The organism is Asticcacaulis sp. DW145 (assembly GCF_037101385.1).
Classification (GTDB): domain Bacteria; phylum Pseudomonadota; class Alphaproteobacteria; order Caulobacterales; family Caulobacteraceae; genus Asticcacaulis; species Asticcacaulis currens.
In genome coordinates this window covers 338,496-357,502 of record NZ_AP029024.1, presented here as the reverse complement: position 1 = coordinate 357,502, position 19,007 = coordinate 338,496, and the positions used below count along the sequence as shown (strand labels likewise).

The following is a 19,007-nucleotide window of genomic DNA, read 5'->3' as shown; positions in this document are numbered from 1 at the left end:
TCCCACCCTTACGCGGTCGGAAGGAAAAGCGACCATGTCCCTCGACAGCTTTATTTCTAAGGCCGAACTCACCGTCGGCGAGCACACCTACACCTATTTTGACCTGAAGGCCGCCGAAGCCAACGGCCTGCCCAACATCTCTCGGCTGCCGGCTTCGCTGAAGGTGTTGCTGGAAAACCTGCTGCGAAACGAAGACGGCGTGTCGGTGACCAAGGCCGACATCCAGGCGCTGGCCAACTGGATCGACAACAAGGGCTCGGTCGAACACGAAATCGCCTTCCGCCCGGCGCGCGTCCTGATGCAGGACTTCACCGGCGTTCCCGCCGTCGTGGATCTGGCGGCCATGCGCGACGCCATGGTCAAGCTGGGGGCCGATCCGGCCAAGATCAATCCGCTCAACCCGGTGGACCTAGTCATCGACCATTCGGTCATGGTCGATTATTTCGGCACGGCGGATGCGGCCAAAAAGAATGTGGACCGCGAATATGAGCGCAATATGGAGCGCTATAACTTCCTGCGCTGGGGCTCGTCGGCCTTTAACAATTTTCGCGTAGTGCCGCCGGGCACCGGCATCTGCCATCAGGTCAATCTGGAATACCTGGCCCAGACTGTGTGGACCAGCGTCGCCGCAGGCGGCGACGTCGCCTATCCGGACACGGTGGTCGGCACCGATTCACACACCACCATGGTCAACGGCCTGAGTGTGCTCGGTTGGGGCGTCGGCGGCATCGAGGCCGAAGCCGCCATGCTGGGCCAGCCCATCCCCATGCTGATCCCCGAAGTTATCGGCTTCAAGCTGACCGGCAAGCTGCCGGAAGGGGCCACTGCCACCGACCTCGTCCTGACCATCACCCAGATGCTGCGCAAAAAGGGCGTCGTGGGTAAGTTCGTCGAATATTTCGGCGAGGGCCTGACCACCCTGTCGCTCGAAGACCAGGCGACCATTGCCAATATGGCTCCGGAATATGGCGCCACCTGCGGCTTCTTCCCGGTGTCGCAGGCGACCATCGACTATCTGAAGGCCACCAACCGTGAGCCCGCCCGCGTCGCCCTGGTCGAAGCCTATGCCAAACAACAAGGCCTGTGGCTCGATCCGGAAAACGATCCGGTCTTTACCGATATGCTGGAGCTTGACCTTGGTGGCGTGCTGCCGTCTCTGGCCGGTCCCAAGCGTCCGCAGGACCGCGTGCTGCTGACCGACGCGGCATCGGAATTTGCCAAGGCATTGAGCGGTGAATTCAACAAGGCGGGCGACGAAACCCGCTCCGCCGCCGTCGCCGGCACCGACTACAGCGTCAAGCACGGCGATGTGGTCATTGCCGCCATCACCTCGTGCACCAACACCTCCAACCCGTCGGTGCTGATCGCCGCCGGTCTGGTGGCGCGCAAGGCCAAGGCGCTGGGCCTCAGCGTCAAACCGTGGGTCAAGACTTCGCTGGCCCCCGGTTCTCAGGTCGTCACGGATTACCTCAATGCCGCGGGCCTGACCGCCGATCTCGATGCCCTGGGCTTCAACCTGACCGGCTATGGCTGCACCACCTGCATCGGCAATTCCGGCCCGCTTCCCGAAGCCATTTCGGCGGCCGTCAACGAAGCCGATCTCGTCGCCTGCTCGGTCCTGTCGGGCAACCGCAACTTCGAAGGCCGTGTGAACCCCGACGTGCGCGCCAACTATCTGGCCTCGCCGCCGCTGGTTGTAGCTTACGCGCTGGCCGGATCGCTCAACGTCAATCTGACGACCGATCCGCTCGGCACCGGCAGCAACGGCGAGCCGGTCTATCTCAAGGACATCTGGCCTACCAATGCCGAGATCGCCGAGATTCAGCGCGCCAACGTCACCCACGACAAGTTCAGCGCCCGCTATGCCGACGTCTTCAAGGGCGATGAACACTGGCAGGCCATCTCCGTGTCGGGCGGTCAGACCTATCAGTGGGATGCCACCTCGACCTACGTCGCCAACCCGCCCTATTTCGAGGGCATGAGCATGACGCCGGAAAAGGTCACCGACGTTGTCGAAGCGCGCGTGCTCGGCATCTTCGGCGACTCGATCACCACCGACCACATTTCGCCGGCTGGTTCGATCAAGAAGACCTCGCCCGCCGGTCAGTGGCTGACCAACCACGACGTGCCGGTGTCGGAGTTCAACTCCTACGGCGCGCGTCGCGGCCACCACGAAGTCATGATGCGCGGCACCTTCGCCAATATCCGCATCCGCAACAAGATCACGCCGGACATCGAAGGCGGGGTCACCAAACACTTCCCGTCGGGTGACGTCATGGCCATCTACGATGCCGCCATGCGCTACAAGGCCGAAGGCCGCAGCATGGTCATCTTCGCGGGTAAGGAATATGGTACGGGTTCGTCGCGCGACTGGGCGGCCAAGGGCACCAAGCTTCAGGGCGTGCGCGCCGTCATCGCCGAGTCGTTCGAGCGCATCCACCGCTCCAACCTGGTCGGCATGGGCGTCCTGCCCTTGCAGTTCAAGATCGACGGCTGGCAGAAGCTGGGCCTGACCGGCGAAGAAATCGTCACCATCCGCGGCCTCGAAAACGTACAGCCGCGCCAGGAACTGATCGTTGAGCTGTTCCGCGCCTCGGACGGCAAGGTGGCCCGCTTCCCCGTGCGCTGCCGCATCGACACCCCGACCGAGCTTGAATATTTCAAAAACGGCGGCGTCATGCCTTACGTGCTGCGCAATCTGGCCCGCGGCTAGGTCTGATAAAGCAGGCAAAGGGCTACCCCCCGCCCCCGATTCATGAGCCCCGTCGTCACTCGGCGGGGCTCTTTTTTATAGCAACCCCTCAGCTTGTAACCGCTGCTGCCACAGGTCTTTGCGGCGTTTCAGATCGTCCTTGCGCGCCATGTCGGAATAGTCCTCCGGCACGCGATCCAGCGCCTCATAGCGAAACTCTGTCTCACCATGCGCGTTCCAGGCAGCTTGCAGGCTGGCGTGGCGATGGCTGCCCAGTCGCAACGCAAACCACAGGCCGTTCTGCTGCGCCTCCAGATTGCGGCTGGCCCCCACCCACGTCTCGCCCGTGGCGTTGCAGGTCACCGCATAGACCCCGCTCACCGCCTTGCGTTCCTTGTAGGCCGCGATCGCCGCCTTCTTTTCATGGCTGTCCATGATCTTCTCCTTTGACATTGGGGCTGATAGCGCATATTTTTATCCGGGTAAAATAAATTCTGAGAACCTGATGACGTCCGAACCCCTCTATGCCGTGTTTCAGGCCGCCCGCCGCCTGACCGTTGGTCCGCCCGCTGAAGCCGCACTGGCCGCCCATAAGGCCCTTGCGGCGCAGCCCGACGCCCCCGTTATCGTCCTTGATCGCGCCACGGGTCAGGTGGTCGATCTCGACCTGCGCGGCGACGCGGCGACCGTTCAGGCGCGCTACGCCCCCGCTCCTGAAATCGCGCCTGAAACCGTCAAACGCGGACGGCCAAAGCTGGGGGTCGTATCGCGCGAAGTCACGCTTCTGCCGCGCCATTGGGAGTGGCTGGCGCAGCAGCCGGGCGGCGCGTCAGTGACCTTGCGCAAGCTGATCGACGCGGCGCGCAAAGGGGGGCCGGACCCCAGGGCGCGCCTCAATGCCGCCTATCGCGTCATGGTCACTCTGGCAGGCGATCGTGAGGGCTTTGAAGAGGCGTCGCGCGCCCTGTTTACCGGAGATCACGCCGCACTTCGTCAGCGCCTTGCCGTCTGGCCTGCCGATATTGGGCAGGAGGTTCTCGCCTGTCTCGATACTGACCCGCCCAGCGCCTGAGCCACGCATCATGGCCAAAAGCGCTATTCAGGAGTGAAAAACAAACTTCACCCATGCAAATTTCTGCGCCGTTTCACGCCCATTTTACCCCTGCGGCCTATGCAAGGCTTCGCGCCTGCGATATGCGCCAAACCAAGGACTCCATAAGTCCGTCCCCAGACCCTTTCCAAAGGTGTACCGATGCTTGAAGCCTATCGTGCCCATGTGGCCGAGCGCGCCGCGCTTGGCATTCCGCCCCTGCCGCTGACCGCGCAGCAAACCGCCGAAGTGATCGAACTGATCAAGAACCCGCCCGCCGGCGAAGCGGAATGCCTCCTCGACCTGATCACCTATCGCGTGCCACCGGGCGTCGATGATGCTGCCAAGGTCAAGGCCTCCTTCCTGTCGGCGGTGGCGCATGGCGATTTCCCGGTTGCACTGATTAGCCGCGAAAAGGCGACCGAGCTTCTGGGCACCATGGTTGGCGGTTATAACGTCAAGCCGCTGATCGACCTTCTGAGCGACGCTGTGGTTGGTAAGATCGCCGCCGAAGCGCTGAAAAAGACGCTTTTGATGTTCGACTTCTTCCACGACGTCGCGGAACTGGCCAAGGCCGGTAACGCCAACGCCAAGGACGTGATCCAGTCGTGGGCCGAAGCCGAATGGTTCACCTCGCGCCCCAAGGTCGCCGAAAAGATCACCGTCACCGTGTTCAAGGTCACGGGCGAAACCAATACGGACGACCTGTCGCCCGCGCCGGACGCCTGGTCGCGCCCGGACATCCCGCTGCACTATCTGGCCATGCTGAAGAACGCCCGCCCCGGCATCACGCCGGAAGAGGACGGCAAGCGCGGCCCGATCCAGTTCATCGAAGACCTGAAAGCCAAGGGCAACCTCGTCGCCTATGTCGGGGACGTGGTCGGCACCGGGTCGTCGCGTAAATCGGCGACCAACTCGGTCATCTGGGCGACCGGCGAAGACATCCCTTACGTGCCGAACAAGCGCTTTGGCGGCGTGACCCTCGGTGGCAAGATCGCCCCCATCTTCTTCAACACGCAGGAAGATTCCGGCGCCCTGCCCATCGAAGTCGATGTGTCGCAGATGGATATGGGCGATGTCATCGACATCTACCCCTATGAAGGCAAGGTCGAAAAGGCCGGTCAAAAGATCGCCGACTTCCAGCTCAAGTCGCACGTTATTCTGGACGAAGTGCAGGCCGGGGGCCGCATCAACCTGATCATCGGTCGCTCGCTGACCGCCAAGGCGCGTGAGTTTCTGGGCCTGCCGGCTTCGACCGCCTTCCGCCTGCCGGTTGCCCCGGTCGATTCGGGCAAGGGCTTTACGCTGGCGCAAAAGATGGTCGGCAAGGCCTGCGGTCTGGCCGAAGGTCAGGGCATCCGTCCGGGCACCTATTGCGAGCCGAAGATGACCACGGTCGGCTCTCAGGACACCACGGGCCCGATGACCCGTGACGAGCTGAAAGACTTGGCCTGCCTCGGCTTCTCCGCCGATCTGGTCATGCAGTCCTTCTGCCACACGGCGGCCTATCCGAAGCCGGTTGATGTCAAGACGCACCGCGAACTGCCGGCCTTTATCTCCAACCGCGGCGGCGTGGCCCTGCGTCCGGGCGACGGGGTCATCCACTCGTGGCTGAACCGCCTGCTGCTGCCGGACACGGTCGGCACCGGCGGCGATTCGCACACGCGCTTCCCCATCGGGATTTCCTTCCCCGCCGGTTCGGGCCTCGTGGCCTTCGGTGCGGCAACGGGCGTCATGCCGCTCGACATGCCGGAATCCATCCTTGTCCGCTTCAAGGGCCAGCTTCAGCCGGGCATCACCCTGCGTGACCTCGTCCACGCCATCCCCTACTACGCCATCAAGCAGGGCCTGCTGACCGTCGCCAAGGCCGGCAAGGTCAACGCCTTCTCCGGACGCATCCTCGAAATCGAGGGCCTGCCGGACCTGAAGGTCGAACAGGCGTTTGAACTGACCGACGCCTCGGCGGAACGGTCGGCGGCAGGCTGCACCGTGAAGCTCAACAAAGAGCCGATCATCGAATACATGACCTCGAACATCGTGCTGATGAAGAACATGATCGCCGACGGCTATCAGGACGCGCGCACGCTGCAACGCCGCATCAAGGCAATGGAAGACTGGCTGGCCAACCCGGTACTGATGGAAGCCGATGCCGATGCCGAATACGCGGCGATCATCGACATCGACCTCAATGACATCAAAGAGCCGATCCTGTGCGCCCCGAACGATCCGGACGATGCGCGCCTGCTGTCCGACGTGCAGAACACCGCCATCGACGAAGTCTTCATCGGCTCGTGCATGACCAATATCGGCCACTTCCGCGCCGCCTCCCTGCTGCTCAACGGCAAGAAGGATATCCCGACGCGCCTGTGGGTCGCCCCGCCGACCAAGATGGACGCCGCCGAACTAACCAAGGAAGGCCATTACAACGTGCTGGGCACCGCCGGGGCGCGTATGGAAATGCCGGGCTGTTCGCTGTGCATGGGCAATCAGGCTCAGGTGCGCGAAGGGGCCACCGTGGTTTCGACCTCGACCCGCAACTTCCCCAACCGTCTGGGCAAGAACACCAATGTCTTCCTCGCCTCGGCCGAACTGTCGGCCATCGCCTCGAAGCTGGGCCGCCTGCCCACCGTTGAGGAATACCTCTCCGACATGGGCGTCATCAATGCCAAGGGCGCGGAAGTCTATCGCTATATGAACTTCGACCAGATCGAAGAATATGCCGATGTGGCGTCTACGGTTGCGGCTGAATAGTCCGGGTTAAGTCTCGCAGGGGTCGCAGACCCCTGCACCCCGATACAGGGAGCCTCGCTGGAAACAGCGGGGCTATTCTTTTATGGGGTGAAGGGGTCTGTGACCCCTTCGTCTTGCTTCCCCAAAAACCTACAGCTTATAGGCCGCCTTGGGCAGGTTATAGGTCAGGTCCTTGATCGTCTCGGCGGCGTCTTCCACTTCGAGGCGGTGTTCGACCACCAGACGCGCCAGGAAGTTGGCGTCGATGCGACGGGCGACGTCGTGACGCGCCGGGATCGAAAGGAAGGCGCGCGTATCGTCGTTGAAGCCGACCGTATTGTAGAAGCCGGCGGTTTCGGTGACCTGTTCGCGGAAGCGCGTCATACCTTCGGGCGAATCGTGGAACCACCACGACGGGCCGAGTTTCAGGATCGGATAGTGCCCGGCCAGCGGGGCCAGTTCGCGCGAATAGGAGGTCTCATCCAGCGTGAAAAGGATGACCGTCAGGGTCTTTTCGTTGCCGAAAGCGTCCAGCAGCGGCTTAAGATCATTGACGTAATCGGTGGCCAGCGGGATGTCGCAGCCCTTGTCACGCCCGAAGGTTTCAAAGATCGTCTGATTGTGGTTGCGGAACGAGCCGGGGTGAATCTGCATGGTCAGCCCGTCATCGAGGCTCATGCGCGCCATTTCGGTCAGCATCTGGGCGCGGAACAGCTCGGCATCGGCAGGGGTAAATTCCCCGACGATGATGCGGTTGAACAGGGCCTCTGACTCTGCCCCCGACAGATTGGCGGTTTTCGCCGTCGGGTGGCCGTGGTCGGTTGAGGTCGCGCCCATCTCCATAAAAAAGTCACGGCGTTTGCGGTGCGCGGCCAGATAACCCTTCCAGCTATAGACGTCTTCGCCGGAAAGCTCGGCAAACACTTTCAGCTTGTCGCGGAAGTCCTCGTGTTCGGCATCAATGACCGGATCGGGGCGATAGGCGGTGACGACGCGGCCTTTCCAGCCCGACGCGCGAATTTTCTGATGGTGCTCCAGCGTGTCGGTGGGGGACTCGGTGGTGGCCAGAAGCTCGATATTGAAGCGTTCAAACAGGGCGCGCGGCTTATAGGCGTCTGACGCCAAAAGCTCACCGATGCGGTCGAAATACGCATCCGCCGTCGTTTCATCAAGGCGCTTGTCAAAGCCCATGATGTGACCGAACACGTGGTTCATCCACATGGCGGTCGGCGTGCCGCGGAACAGGTGCTGATTGGCGGCAAAGATTTTCCACGCCTTGCGCGGATCGGCGGTCGAAGGCCCAGCTTTTGAGCCCACGCCCAGATCGTTCAGGTCATAGCCCTGCGAATAGAGCATGCGGTAGATGTAGTGGTCCGGCGCCAGGAACAGCTCAGTCGCGCTGCCGAAATTGGCATTATCGGCGAACCATTGCGGGTCCGTATGACCGTGCGGCGACAGGATGGGGTAATCCTTGATCAGCGCATACAGCTCGCGGGCCAGCGCGCGCTGTGCCGGGTCTGCCGAAAACAGACGGTCTTCGTTCAAAATCAAAGGCTTGGACATGTGATAGATACCGAAACAAAGCGAAACCGTGGACCGTTCTGGATGAGTGTGATGACGGCCTTCGGGTTCATGATCTCCCGCTCAACAGGTAACCGGTGTCATGGCTTTTATCAATGTCTAATTTAGACTCGTTCGCAGAAAGCCGTTTTACGGCTTGAACGCCGGTACTGCCGGGCCGGTCGATTGCCGCACGATCAGCGTCGTGTCAAAAATAGTGCTGTCCTTGCGGTTTTCGGCGATCAGGGCGTCGGCGGCGGCCCGTCCCATGTCGCGGATAGGCGCGCGCACACTGGTCAGGCCGGGCGTGACGCGGGCGGCGATCGGCGCGTCGTCATAGCCCACCACGCTGAGGTCATCGGGGATGCTGAGCCCCTGCTCGGCGGCCGCCTTATAGACCCCCACCGCCATTTCGTCGTTTGAGCTGAAGATGGCGGTCGGGCGCGGTGACTGCGACAACAGCGCCTTGCCCGCCAGATAGCCCGACTCGAAGGTATATTCCCCCTGCACGATCAGGGCGGGATCAAGCGTCAGACCACGCCCGCTCAGCCCTTCATCGAAGCCCTGACGACGTTGGCGCGCCGAGGCGTAACCCGCCGGGCCTGAGATAAAGCCGATGCGGCTATGCCCCATATCGGCCAGATGCTCGGCCGCCGCGCGACAGCCCATGCGGTCTCTTGATACCACCTGTGTCGAGGCGATGGGCGGCGTGTTTTCTTCGCCCGGCATGGCGGTAATGCGCACATAGGGCACGTCAAGATCATCAAGCGCAGACAGCAGTTGACGGTTTTCGGCGATAGGCGGCAGGACGATCACGCCGGACAGGCGCTGCAATTCCACAAAGTCGCGGATTTCGTCAATAAAGTCCGGGCTGGTCTTGTCGCACGGGTGAACCACCAGCTCGGTACCCGAGCCGCGGATGCAGTCCAAGACGCCGTTCTGAATATTGATAACGTACTGGGCATTGGGGTTGTCATAGACAAGGCCCAGCAGGAAGGAACGGCGAAAGGCCAGGCCGCGCGCCTGCGGGTCCGGTTTGAAGCCGATGCGGGCGATGATGGCATTGACCTGATCGCGGGTTTCGGCGCGCACCGACGGCGAATGGTTGATCACCCGCGACACCGTCTTCTTCGACACCCGCGCCAGAGAGGCCACGTCATTGATCGTCGCCTTCTTGCGGCGCTTCAGGAAGTCTTCGACGGGATCTGGGGCGCCTTCTGAAAGAGCGGTGGGGGTCATGTGTGAGTTTTGCTTCCGGCCTGAATGACGAAACGGCCCCATACAAAAGTCCGTTTTATCTGTTATATTTAGCGGTAAAGCGCACTTTCGGGCAAGCACGCAGATTTTCCGTCCGTAGCTCTGTTACGCCTCTTGCCTATGTACCGCTTTCAGAGGTATGACACCGGTTACCAACCGTCAACATAAAAACAGCGTTCGCGGGCTCGGGTCAGAGCGCGACGGGCGTCAGAAAGCCAGCGATTATGCCCGACGACTCTTCCGCCTGCGCGGCCCTTGGCGCTAAGGACATCAAAGCCCCGGCTATGGTGCGCTATGTGCGCGTGCACGCCACTGACGATGTGGCGATTGCGGTCGAAGCGCTGGGCGCCGGGGAGGTGTTGGATTTTGGCGATGTGCAACTGACGCTCGGAACCGACATCCCCAAAGGGCATAAGATCGCCCTGCGTGACATCGCGGTGGACGCGCCGGTGCTGAAATTCGGCTTCCGCATCGGGCACGCCATCGCGCCGATCAAGGCGGGTGACCACGTCCACACACACAATCTGGCCACCTCTCTGACCGGGGTCGAAGACTATGACTACGCGCCCGTGACCGCCGAAGGACCGGGTTCCCATCCCGATACGCGTACCTTTATGGGCTATCGCCGCGCGGACGGGCGCGTCGGTATCCGCAATGAAATCTGGATATTATGCACAGTCGGCTGTGTGGCGCGCACCTCCGAGCGGCTGGCCAGGGTGGCGAGCGAGCGCTTCAAGGGCCGCGTCGATGGCGTCTATGCCCTGACCCATCCGCTCGGCTGCTCGCAACTCGGCGACGACCTCAACCATACGCGAAAGCTGCTCGCGGCGCTGGCGGCGCACCCCAATGCGGGCGGCGTGCTGATCGTCGGTCTGGGTTGCGAAAACAATCAGCTCAGCGCTCTGATCGGTGAGATCGAAGGCCGCACGCCCGACCGCCTCAAATATTTCGCCGCCCAGATGGTCGAGGACGAGCACGAGGCGGGCCTTGAGGCGCTGGAAGAACTCGTGAAGGTGGTCGAAAAGGATCAGCGCGAACTGTGCAACGTCTCCGACCTCGCCATCGGCGTCAAGTGCGGCGGCTCGGACGGCTTTTCAGGCCTGACCGCCAATCCGCTGGTTGGGCGGGTGGCCGACATTGTGGCGCTGGCCGGCGGTCAGTCGATCATGACCGAAATCCCGGAAGTCTTCGGGGCCGAACGCATCCTGATGGCCCGCGCCAGGGACGAAGGGGTGTTTCATCAGGTCGTCGATGTGGTCAACGACTTCAAGCAATACTTCCTCGATAACAATCAGCCGGTGTTTGAAAACCCGTCACCGGGCAACAAGGCCGGGGGCATCACCACGCTCGAAGAAAAGTCGCTGGGGGCCGTGCAAAAAGGCGGCCTCAGCCAGTTGACCGAGGTGCTGCGCTACGGCGAGCGCGCCACGCAGCCGGGGCTGTCGCTCCTCGAAGCGCCCGGCAATGACGCCGTGTCCTCAACCGCCCTGACGGCGGCCGGGGCCGTAATCGTGCTGTTCACCACGGGCCGCGGCACGCCGCTGGGCTTCCCCGCCCCGACGCTGAAAATCGCCTCGAACACCGCTCTGGCCGAAAAGAAACCGCACTGGATTGACTTCAATGCCGGTCAGGCGCTGGAGGGCAAGACGCTGGACGAAACCGCCGATGATCTGATCGATCTCATCCTGCGCGTGGCGTCGGGCGAACGGTCCAACAACGAAAAGAACGACGAGCGGGAAATCGCCATCTGGAAGAATGGCGTCACTTTGTAGGTATCATGGGGAAAGCGGCGTTTCCCCTATGCACCGCGTCCGTTATAACAGAGATAATTCCCTGGGACGGTCCATCGGAATTTTCACAGTTTAGCTAATTTCATAGCCCGAAAGAAATCGCATGACCCGCCTGTCGCTTGCCACGCTCGACGCCCTGAAGTTCGATGTCATCAAACCCGCCTATGATCCGGCAAGGGTCTCGGTCGGGATTGTCCATTTCGGTCCCGGTGCCTTTCACCGCGCCCATCAGGCGGCCTTCGTCGATGCCCTGCTGGCCACAGACCCGCGCTGGGGCATCTGCGGCGTGTCGCTGCATTCGAAGGGCGTGCGCGATGCGCTGGCCCCGCAGGACGGTCTCTACACGCTGGCTATTCTCGATGAAAAGATCGAATACCAGGTCCTCGGTTCGATGCGCGAAGTGCTGGTCGGGCCCGAAGACATCGAAGGCGTGCTGGAGCGCCTGACACGCCCCGAAGTGCAGATCGTCACTTCGACCGTGACTGAAAAAGGCTATTGTCTCGATCCCAACTGGGAACTCGATTTCGCCCATCCAGATATCGTCCACGATCTGGCCCACCCTCAGACCCCGAAATCCTATATCGGCTATGTGGCCGAAGGCCTGCGTCGTCGCTATATGGCCGGCCTGCCCCCCTTTGTGCTCATCCCGTGCGATAACCTGCCCAAGAATGGCCACCGCCTGAAGGCCGCTGTGGTCGCCTTTGTGGACAAACTCGACGCCACGCTGGCGGCGAATATCGAGGCCGATCTCGCCTGCCCTTGCACCATGGTCGACTCCATCACTCCGGCCACCGACGACGCCCTGCGTGAGCGCGTCAAGGCCGCGATCAGCCTCGAAGACGCCTGGCCGATCCAGCGCGAAGCCTTTACCCAGTGGGTGATCGAGGAACACGCCCACGACGGCGGTCCCGACTGGGCCTCAGTCGGCGTTATCCTGACCGACAATGTCCCGGCCTATGAGCGCGCCAAGCTGCGCCTGCTCAATGGGCCGCACTCGACGATCGCCTATACTGGCCTGCACAAGCGCATCGAGAGCGTGTCGGAAGCGATGAAGGACGCTGAGCTGGCCCAACTGGCGCGTGATCTGATGCTGAGCGACGTGGTGCCGCTGCTGGAAGCGCCCAAGGGCCTCGACCTGACCGCCTATTCCGAAGCGATTCTGAAACGCTTCCGCAATCCAGCCATCCGTCACCTCCTGTCGCAGATCGCCTGGGACGGCTCGCAGAAGCTGCCGATCCGCCTCTTGTCGTCGCTGTCCGAGGCGCTGGAAAAGGGTCAGGAGGTGAGCCGCTTTGGCGTGCCACTGGCTGCATGGATGCGCTTTATCCGCGCGAAGGCTGTGGCCGGTGAGACGATCACCGATCCGCTGGCCGATGAGCTGATCGCTATGGGCAAGGGGCTGAAAGACGACCTGTCGGACGTGGCGACCTTTCTCGCCTATCGCAAGGTCTTTCCGGAAGCGCTGGCGAATGACTCCCGCGTCATCGCCGCCGTCGAAGGGGCCTATCAGACGCTTCTGTCGCGTGAACAGGTGGCCGCGTAATCACATCGCCGGGAGGCATAGAAGATTGACCCCTTCCCGCCTCTTCTGTACCGCTTGCCCCATATAAAAAGGACAAGCCCATGCCAAATGCCACCCCCGCCTTGCCCGTCGAAGCCCCACTGCCGGATCGTGTGATTGCACTATCCGACGGGGCGGCCAATGCGCCGGAGGGGGCGTGGCCAGACCGTATCCATAAGCGCATCACGCGCGCAGAAATGAGCGTTTTTTTGGCTCCAGCTCCCGCGCGGGCCAGGGCCCTTGTCTATGGCGGGGGCGGTTATATCCATCTTGTTCATGACAAAGAGGGGGTAGAGGTTGCCCTGTGGCTCAATGCGCAGGGCATCGACGCCTATGTGCTGACGCACCGGATGCCCGGGCAAGCGGATGCGGACGGCGGTGTGTGGCCGTATGACATTGCGCTGACGGACGGCCTCAAGGCGCTCGATTATCTTGCAAGCCTGGCGCCTCTGCCGCTGCTGCACGTGGGCCTGTCGTCGGGCGGGCATCTGGCGGGCGTCATGGCCTGTCAGGACCATTCCCAAAAGGCCAAAGGGGCATTGATCGCCTATGCCCCGATCAATGCCAATCACCGCGACTATAAGGCGCCCGCGGGTAAACCGGACTATCCGCCTGCCGAAAAGCAGGCCTTTTACGACGCCTGGCCCATCGGCATCACCGCCGAGCCACACGGTATCCCCCGAATGCCGATATTTTTAGCCTACGCCCTGCACGATCAGGTCGTGCCGGTCGATCACGCGCTGAACCTGATCAAAGCCATGCAGCAGACGGGCAGCGAGGTCGATGCCCACATCTTCGCGCAAGCCCCGCATGGCTTTGCCCTGCGTGAGCTGGACGGCACGCACGATCAGTGGCCCTCGCTGGCGGCCCGCTGGATCGACAAGGTACTGGTGGGGTGATCCGCCCCGCAACCACCGCCGACGTCGCCGCCCTGACGCGCATCTGGGAAGAATCGGTGCGCGCCGCCTACGACTTCCTCGCCGAGGGCGATATCGACTTTTACCGCCCCTACCTGCTGGCCGGGCTGATGGATGGCGAAGTGTGGGTGGCAGAAAAGGACAGTGCCCCCGCCGGCTTCTGCGTGCTGGCGGGTCAAAACACGCTGGCCATGCTGTTTGTCGATCCGGCGCAGCAACGGCACGGTGTGGGGCGCGCCCTGATCGCCCATGCCCGCGCGCTGAAAGGGCCGCTGATCGTCGAGGTCAACGAACAGGTGACAGGCAATGTCCTCTTTTATGAAAAATGCGGATTTACGGTGACGGGGCGGTCGCAGACCGACGCGGCCGGCAATCCCTATCCGATCATCTACATGGCGCAATAGGGCGTACCTGTGGTCGGGGACGCCTTATCCGGACGCATAGCCCGTTCGAAAACGGACCTTGCCGTCTGAGCCCTTGTCCTGACCGCAATTTTCCGGCTATTCAAAGACATGCGTTCTGAACCCGCCCTGACCGACGCTTACAACCGCCACATCTCCTATGTGCGGATTTCGGTGACGGACCGCTGCGACCTGCGCTGTACCTATTGCATGTCGGAGAGACAGACGTTTCTTCCCCGCGAAAATCTGCTGAGTTTTGAAGAGCTTGATCGCCTCTGCCTGTTCCTGATCGAGCAGGGGGTAACACGCTTGCGCATCACGGGCGGGGAGCCTCTGGTGCGCAGGGGTATTCTGGACTTCCTGAAACGTCTGGGCACGCAGGTGCATAAGGGCCACCTGAAAGAGCTGACCCTGACCACCAACGGCACACTTCTGGCTGAGGCTGCGCCGCATCTGGTGGCGGCCGGCATCCGGCGGATCAATGTCTCGCTCGACAGTCTGGACGCCGACACCTTCCGCCGCATTACGCGCGGTGGAGATATCAAAAAAGTGCTGGATGGCATCGCGGCGGCGCAAAAAGTGGGCCTGAAGGTCAAGCTGAATACGGTCGCCCTGCAGCAGGACAATCGCCACTCTCTGCCGGAGATGATCCGCTTTGCCCACGCCAACGGTATGGACATCTCTCTGATCGAGACCATGCCGCTGGGTGAAGAGATTTCCGGGCGCGAAGACCAGTTCGTGTCGCTACGCGACGTGATGGCCGATTTGCATAGCTTCTGGGACATCACGCCTTTGAGCGACACCACGGGCGGACCGTCGCGCTATTACCACGTGGCCGAAACCGCCGGGCGGCTGGGCCTGATCACACCGTTGAGCCATAATTTCTGCGACACCTGCAACCGCGTGCGCATCACCTGCACGGGTCAGCTCTACATGTGTCTCGGGCAGGACGATCATGTCGACCTTCGGGCCGCGCTGCGTGAAGACACCAGCAATGCCGCCCTCAGCGCGGCCATGTCCGAGGCCCTGCGCCACAAACCGAAGGCGCACGACTTTTTCATCGGGGGGCAGGCCCCGCCAACCGCCTACACACCGCGCCGGACCATGTCCGTCACCGGAGGATAGAATGGAACTAACGGATAAAGAAAAATCCTACATCGGCGCGGGGCGCATCGACCCTGACCGTCCGTTTACGCCGGTCAATATCGCCGTCCTTACCGTTTCGGACAGTCGCACGCGCGACACCGATACCTCGGGTGATCTTCTGGGCGCGCGCATCACGGCGGCGGGTCATCATGTGGCGGCACGGGAACTGGTGCGCGACGACAAGGACCATATTCGCACCGTCATCACCAACTGGATCGACTCAGGCAATGTTGATGTCATCATCTCGACCGGCGGCACCGGCATTACCGGGCGCGACGTGACCCCCGAAGCGGTCGAGCCTCTGTTCGACAAGCGTATCGACGGCTTTTCGACCATCTTCCATATGGTCAGTTTTCAGACCGTGGGCCTGTCCACCCTGCAATCGCGGGCGCTGGCGGGGATCATCCGCGGCGTCTTCGTCTTCTGCCTGCCGGGGTCGAACGGCGCGTGCAAAGACGGCTGGGACAAGGTCATCCGCTGGCAGCTCGATTCGCGCCACGGCCCGTGCAACATGGTCGAACTGATGCCGAGGCTTCTGGAAAAATGACGCGCAAGGGTATCACCGTTGACGAGGCCGTCACCTTTATGCGCGAGGTCGCTCCGGCGCCGCAGACGCGCAAGGTTGCCTTGTCGAAGGCGCTGGGCCGTGTTCTGAGCGAGCCGGTCATCGCCACACGCGACCAGCCGCCGTTTGATGCCTCGGCCATGGACGGCTATGCCATCTGTAAGTCGCTGACCGACCCGGTGGCGCAGGGCGCACCCTTGCGCCTAATAGGTGAGAGCGCTGCGGGGCGCCGTTTCGAAGGTCGCATTGAATGGGGCGAATGTGTGCGCATCTATACCGGCGCACCGGTGCCCGACGGGGCCAAGGCCGTAGTCATTCAGGAAAATGTCCGCGTCACCGAGATGGGTGTGTTTATTGAGCCCGACGGCTGGAACGACCCCAAGACGCACATCCGCCCCCGAGGGCAGGACTTCAAGGCCGGGCACGAACTGCTCTCTGTGGGGCTGCGGCTCGATGCCTGGCGGCTGTCTCTGGCGGCGGCAGCGGGTCAAAAGACACTGAGGGTGGCGCGCCGGCCGCGCATTGCCATCCTCTCGACCGGTGATGAACTGGTCGCGCCGGGAAGCGAGCCGCGCGCGGATCAGATTTTTGAGTCCGGCTCTTTTGCGCTTTTGGCCATGTGCCGTCAGTGGGGGGCGAAGGCCAGCTTTGTCGGTGTCGAAAGCGACGATCTGGACGGTATTCACGACGCACTGAAAGACACAGAGGCCGACCTGATCGTCACCATCGGCGGGGCCAGTGTCGGCGACTATGATCTCGTCAAACCGGCGCTGGAGCGGCTGGGGCTCAGTATCGACTTTGGCAGCGTCAATATCCGGCCCGGCAAGCCGACCTGGACGGGTGCGCTCAATGACGGTCGTCGCGTGCTTGGCCTGCCCGGCAATCCGGCCTCCAGCATGGTTTGCGCGCAACTGTTCCTCAAGCCCTGGATCGAAGCCGCGTTAGGGCAAGTCAGACGCGACACGGTTTTAAGTTTGCCCGCCGCCGTCGATATTGCCGCCAACGGTCCGCGCGAAACCTGGCTCAGGGGGCGCATTGTGACGGATGACAAGGGTTGCCCGGCCCTGCGGCCCTTTGCCGATCAGGACTCGGCCCTGATCGCCGTCTTCGCCCAAAGCGACGTGCTCATCCGTCGCCTGCCGCACGCAACGGCAGCGAGAGCCGGCGATCTTCTGGCCTATGTGGCCCTGGACAGATACTGAAAACACGCGATTGACCCCGGCCATCGGCTGACCGACTATGCATCACTTTTTCACCTCTCAGGGGAGTTTTCATGTCGACCGTCGAAGCCACCACCCGTCCGCCGATCCTGGACCGCATCAGGGGCATCTTGCTGCGCCCGTCGCCAGAGTGGGAAACAATCGCCTCTGAGCCCACCAGCAAGGCCGCCCTCACCACCGGCTATGTGATGATTTTGGCGGCCATCCCGGCCATTGCCGGCTTTGTCGGCAACAGTCTGGTCGGCATGTCCTTTATGGGCATTAGTAGCAAACTGCCGGTCGTCAGCGGCATGATCATCGCGGTGCTGGGCTATGTGCTGTCGATCGTGTCGGTCTACATCGCTGCCTTTGTTATCAACGCGCTGGCCCCCAATTTTGGCGGCGTCAAAAACGATGTGCAGGCCTTCAAGGTCGCGTCCTATGCGATGACAGCGGGGTGGCTGGCGGGGATTTTTGCCCTGCTGCCGATGCTGGGGGTATTGGGTCTGCTGGGGCTTTATGGTCTCTACCTGCTGTACACCGGCTTGCCGCGCCTTATGCAGTCGCCCAAAGAAAAAAGCATGGGTTACACGGCGGTTGTCGTCGTGGTCATGATCGTCATTCAACTGATCATCGGCGGCATCACCGGAGCAATTATGGCAACTGGGATGATGGCGGGCGGGGCACCGAACCTGACCGGTCAGATGAAGGTCGACACGCCCAACGGCTCGGTGCAGGTTAATGGTAACGACCTTGAAGCGGCCGCGAAGAAGATGGAGGCCGCGGCCAAGGCCATGGAAGAGGGCAAGGCCACCCCGGCGGTGGAGCCGGCCAAGCTTGATGCCCTGCTGCCTGCCACCTTCATCGGCGCGGCCAAGAGCGAGGCGGGGGCCTCGGGCGGCGGTACGGGCAGCTATTCGGCCTCGGAGGCACACGCCGTCTATGCGCAGGGCGACAAGCGCGTTGAGCTGAAGGTGTCTGACATCGGGGCAATGGGGGCGCTGGCAGCCTTTGGCACGGCGATGAACGTCTCTTCGTCCAGCCAGAGCGGCAACAGCTACGAAAAGGTCCACTCGGACAAGGGCAAGATTATCAGCGAGAAGTGGGATGGGGATTCGCAGTCGGGGAGCTATTCGGTGGTCATTGGTGAGCGGCTGGTGATAGAGGCCAGCGGCAATGCCGATATGGCAACGTTAAAGGCCGCCGTGGCCGCAATCAACGAGGGTCAGGCGCTTAGCTTAGTGAAGTGAGCTAAGCCAGTTGTCATAAACGCCATAGATACCGGTGCGGGTGAGGGTCGAATGGCCTTCGCCCGCCATACGTTTGAAGGTCTTGGGCTGCGGGGCCAGCGCGTACAAATGCTCACCGTGCGCAAAGGGGATCATGTCGTCGCGGTCGCCGTGCACAATCAGGATCGGCATATGCACAAAGCCGATGCGGTCGCGGTTAGCAAACTTGTCCAGCATCAGCCATTGCACCGGGATGTAGGGGTAACGCTCCTGCGCCACGTCGGACGCCGCCGTGAACGGGGCTTCGAGGATCAGGCCTTTGGCGGGACGCTGGGTTGCCACGTAGGTCGCCACACCTGAGCCGAGTGAATGACCGTGAATGACGATCTGTTGCGGCTGATAGCCTGACTGTTTCAGCCAGTCGTAGGCGACCAGTCCATCCATGAACAGACCGTCTTCGGTCGGCGTTCCCGTTGAAGCCGAAAAGCCGCGATAGGCCAGAGCCAGGAAGCCGTCACCGCGTTTGTGCATTTCGACATAGCGGTGGCTTTGTTGGTCCAGCCGTCGCCCTTGTCCGCCGAAGAAAAGATAAAGGGGCCGCCCGTGCGCCGGCGGCAGATACCAGGCCTGAAGCGTCTCGCCATCGGGGGTTTTCAAGCGAATATCCCGGATGCCGGGCACTTCAGAGACGTTTGGACGAATATCGGCGTGCGGCGTGATGTAGAGCTTGTCGCGTTGCACCGCAAACAGGTAGCCACAGGCCCCGGCATAGGCGAGACCCGCCATCAGGATCAGCGCCATAAGGAACCGCCTGATCCACATCATCAGCGTTTTCATCTGTGCCCCCATCCGTCTGTCCGCGCCTATTAT

The 19,007-nt window shown here is 62.1% G+C and carries 15 protein-coding genes; 11 read left to right on the top strand and 4 right to left on the bottom strand.

All coding sequences use genetic code 11. The annotated features are described in order from the left end of the window. Window positions 1-34: 34 nt before the first annotated feature. A complete protein-coding gene (acnA, locus tag AACH73_RS01605) occupies window positions 35-2,713 on the top strand; it encodes an aconitate hydratase AcnA (protein WP_338735224.1) in 2,679 nt (892 codons plus the stop codon). A 75-nt stretch (window positions 2,714-2,788) separates the two neighbouring features. Here acnA and AACH73_RS01600 read toward each other — a convergent pair whose 3' ends face one another. Continuing rightward, window positions 2,789-3,127, bottom strand: a complete 339-nt coding sequence (locus AACH73_RS01600; RefSeq protein ID WP_338735223.1) for a GIY-YIG nuclease family protein — start codon at window positions 3,125-3,127, stop codon at window positions 2,789-2,791. A gap of 70 nt (window positions 3,128-3,197) precedes the next feature. Between AACH73_RS01600 and AACH73_RS01595 the strand changes: the two genes are divergently transcribed. Both AACH73_RS01595 and acnB read left to right on the top strand, forming a co-directional pair. Next, window positions 3,198-3,764, top strand: coding sequence for a DUF2239 family protein (locus AACH73_RS01595; RefSeq protein WP_338735222.1), 567 nt, complete (start codon window positions 3,198-3,200; stop codon window positions 3,762-3,764). 180 nt (window positions 3,765-3,944) lie between these two features. Beyond that, window positions 3,945-6,533: a bifunctional aconitate hydratase 2/2-methylisocitrate dehydratase gene (gene acnB / locus AACH73_RS01590; RefSeq protein ID WP_338735220.1), complete on the top strand. Its 2,589-nt coding sequence runs from the start codon at window positions 3,945-3,947 to the stop codon at window positions 6,531-6,533. A 129-nt stretch (window positions 6,534-6,662) separates the two neighbouring features. Here the strand turns inward: acnB and uxaC are convergent, their stop codons facing one another. Together uxaC and AACH73_RS01580 are read right to left on the bottom strand one after the other, a co-directional pair. Continuing rightward, complete coding sequence (gene uxaC / locus AACH73_RS01585) at window positions 6,663-8,075, bottom strand: glucuronate isomerase (RefSeq protein WP_338735219.1); 1,413 nt, start codon at window positions 8,073-8,075, stop codon at window positions 6,663-6,665. 147 nt (window positions 8,076-8,222) lie between these two features. Next, the gene (locus tag AACH73_RS01580) at window positions 8,223-9,311 is read right to left on the bottom strand and encodes a LacI family DNA-binding transcriptional regulator (protein WP_338735218.1); all 1,089 of its coding nucleotides are present in this window, start codon (window positions 9,309-9,311) and stop codon (window positions 8,223-8,225) included. 302 nt (window positions 9,312-9,613) lie between these two features. Here AACH73_RS01580 and AACH73_RS01575 point away from each other — a divergent pair, with 302 nt between their 5' ends. From AACH73_RS01575 to AACH73_RS01540, 8 genes are all read left to right on the top strand, one after another. Then, window positions 9,614-11,101, top strand: a complete 1,488-nt coding sequence (locus AACH73_RS01575; RefSeq protein ID WP_338735737.1) for an altronate dehydratase family protein — start codon at window positions 9,614-9,616, stop codon at window positions 11,099-11,101. A 121-nt stretch (window positions 11,102-11,222) separates the two neighbouring features. Further along, window positions 11,223-12,662 (top strand): mannitol dehydrogenase family protein, encoded by a 1,440-nt coding sequence (locus tag AACH73_RS01570; protein ID WP_338735217.1) that lies wholly within the window; start codon window positions 11,223-11,225, stop codon window positions 12,660-12,662. An 80-nt stretch (window positions 12,663-12,742) separates the two neighbouring features. Further along, the gene (locus AACH73_RS01565) at window positions 12,743-13,579 is read left to right on the top strand and encodes a prolyl oligopeptidase family serine peptidase (protein ID WP_338735215.1); all 837 of its coding nucleotides are present in this window, start codon (window positions 12,743-12,745) and stop codon (window positions 13,577-13,579) included. Further along, entirely contained in the window at window positions 13,576-14,001 is a 426-nt protein-coding gene (locus AACH73_RS01560; RefSeq protein ID WP_338735214.1) for a GNAT family N-acetyltransferase, read from the top strand. Before AACH73_RS01565 ends, AACH73_RS01560 begins: the two co-directional genes overlap by 4 nt. 108 nt (window positions 14,002-14,109) lie before the next feature. Continuing rightward, window positions 14,110-15,123, top strand: a complete 1,014-nt coding sequence (gene moaA, locus AACH73_RS01555) for a GTP 3',8-cyclase MoaA (RefSeq protein ID WP_338735213.1) — start codon at window positions 14,110-14,112, stop codon at window positions 15,121-15,123. Window position 15,124: 1 nt separating this feature from the next. Beyond that, on the top strand, window positions 15,125-15,691 hold the full coding sequence (gene moaB, locus AACH73_RS01550) for a molybdenum cofactor biosynthesis protein B (protein WP_338735212.1): 567 nt from the start codon (window positions 15,125-15,127) through the stop codon (window positions 15,689-15,691). Next, a complete protein-coding gene (gene glp / locus AACH73_RS01545; protein ID WP_338735211.1) occupies window positions 15,688-16,911 on the top strand; it encodes a gephyrin-like molybdotransferase Glp in 1,224 nt (407 codons plus the stop codon). Before moaB ends, glp begins: the two co-directional genes overlap by 4 nt. A 71-nt stretch (window positions 16,912-16,982) precedes the next feature. After that, a complete protein-coding gene (locus AACH73_RS01540) occupies window positions 16,983-18,158 on the top strand; it encodes a Yip1 family protein (protein ID WP_338735210.1) in 1,176 nt (391 codons plus the stop codon). On the opposite strand, the gene AACH73_RS01535 is transcribed toward AACH73_RS01540, so the two are convergent. Next, the gene (locus AACH73_RS01535; protein WP_338735209.1) at window positions 18,147-18,974 is read right to left on the bottom strand and encodes an alpha/beta hydrolase; all 828 of its coding nucleotides are present in this window, start codon (window positions 18,972-18,974) and stop codon (window positions 18,147-18,149) included. The two genes, AACH73_RS01540 and AACH73_RS01535, sit on opposite strands and share 12 nt — an antisense overlap. Window positions 18,975-19,007 lie beyond the last annotated feature (33 nt).

Excerpts from the sequence above, each read along its gene's own strand:
- AACH73_RS01600 (WP_338735223.1), bottom strand. The coding sequence starts at position 3,127 with ATGGACAGCCATGAAAAGAAGGCGGCGATCGCGGCCTACAAGGAACGC.
- glp (WP_338735211.1), top strand. The coding sequence starts at position 15,688 with ATGACGCGCAAGGGTATCACCGTTGACGAGGCCGTCACCTTTATGCGC.
- AACH73_RS01595 (WP_338735222.1), top strand. The coding sequence starts at position 3,198 with ATGACGTCCGAACCCCTCTATGCCGTGTTTCAGGCCGCCCGCCGCCTG.
- uxaC (WP_338735219.1), bottom strand. The coding sequence starts at position 8,075 with ATGTCCAAGCCTTTGATTTTGAACGAAGACCGTCTGTTTTCGGCAGAC.
- AACH73_RS01575 (WP_338735737.1), top strand. The coding sequence starts at position 9,614 with ATGGTGCGCTATGTGCGCGTGCACGCCACTGACGATGTGGCGATTGCG.
- AACH73_RS01570 (WP_338735217.1), top strand. The coding sequence starts at position 11,223 with ATGACCCGCCTGTCGCTTGCCACGCTCGACGCCCTGAAGTTCGATGTC.
- acnB (WP_338735220.1), top strand. The coding sequence starts at position 3,945 with ATGCTTGAAGCCTATCGTGCCCATGTGGCCGAGCGCGCCGCGCTTGGC.
- moaA (WP_338735213.1), top strand. The coding sequence starts at position 14,110 with ATGCGTTCTGAACCCGCCCTGACCGACGCTTACAACCGCCACATCTCC.
- AACH73_RS01540 (WP_338735210.1), top strand. The coding sequence starts at position 16,983 with ATGTCGACCGTCGAAGCCACCACCCGTCCGCCGATCCTGGACCGCATC.
- moaB (WP_338735212.1), top strand. The coding sequence starts at position 15,125 with ATGGAACTAACGGATAAAGAAAAATCCTACATCGGCGCGGGGCGCATC.
- AACH73_RS01565 (WP_338735215.1), top strand. The coding sequence starts at position 12,743 with ATGCCAAATGCCACCCCCGCCTTGCCCGTCGAAGCCCCACTGCCGGAT.
- AACH73_RS01580 (WP_338735218.1), bottom strand. The coding sequence starts at position 9,311 with ATGACCCCCACCGCTCTTTCAGAAGGCGCCCCAGATCCCGTCGAAGAC.
- AACH73_RS01535 (WP_338735209.1), bottom strand. The coding sequence starts at position 18,974 with ATGAAAACGCTGATGATGTGGATCAGGCGGTTCCTTATGGCGCTGATC.
- acnA (WP_338735224.1), top strand. The coding sequence starts at position 35 with ATGTCCCTCGACAGCTTTATTTCTAAGGCCGAACTCACCGTCGGCGAG.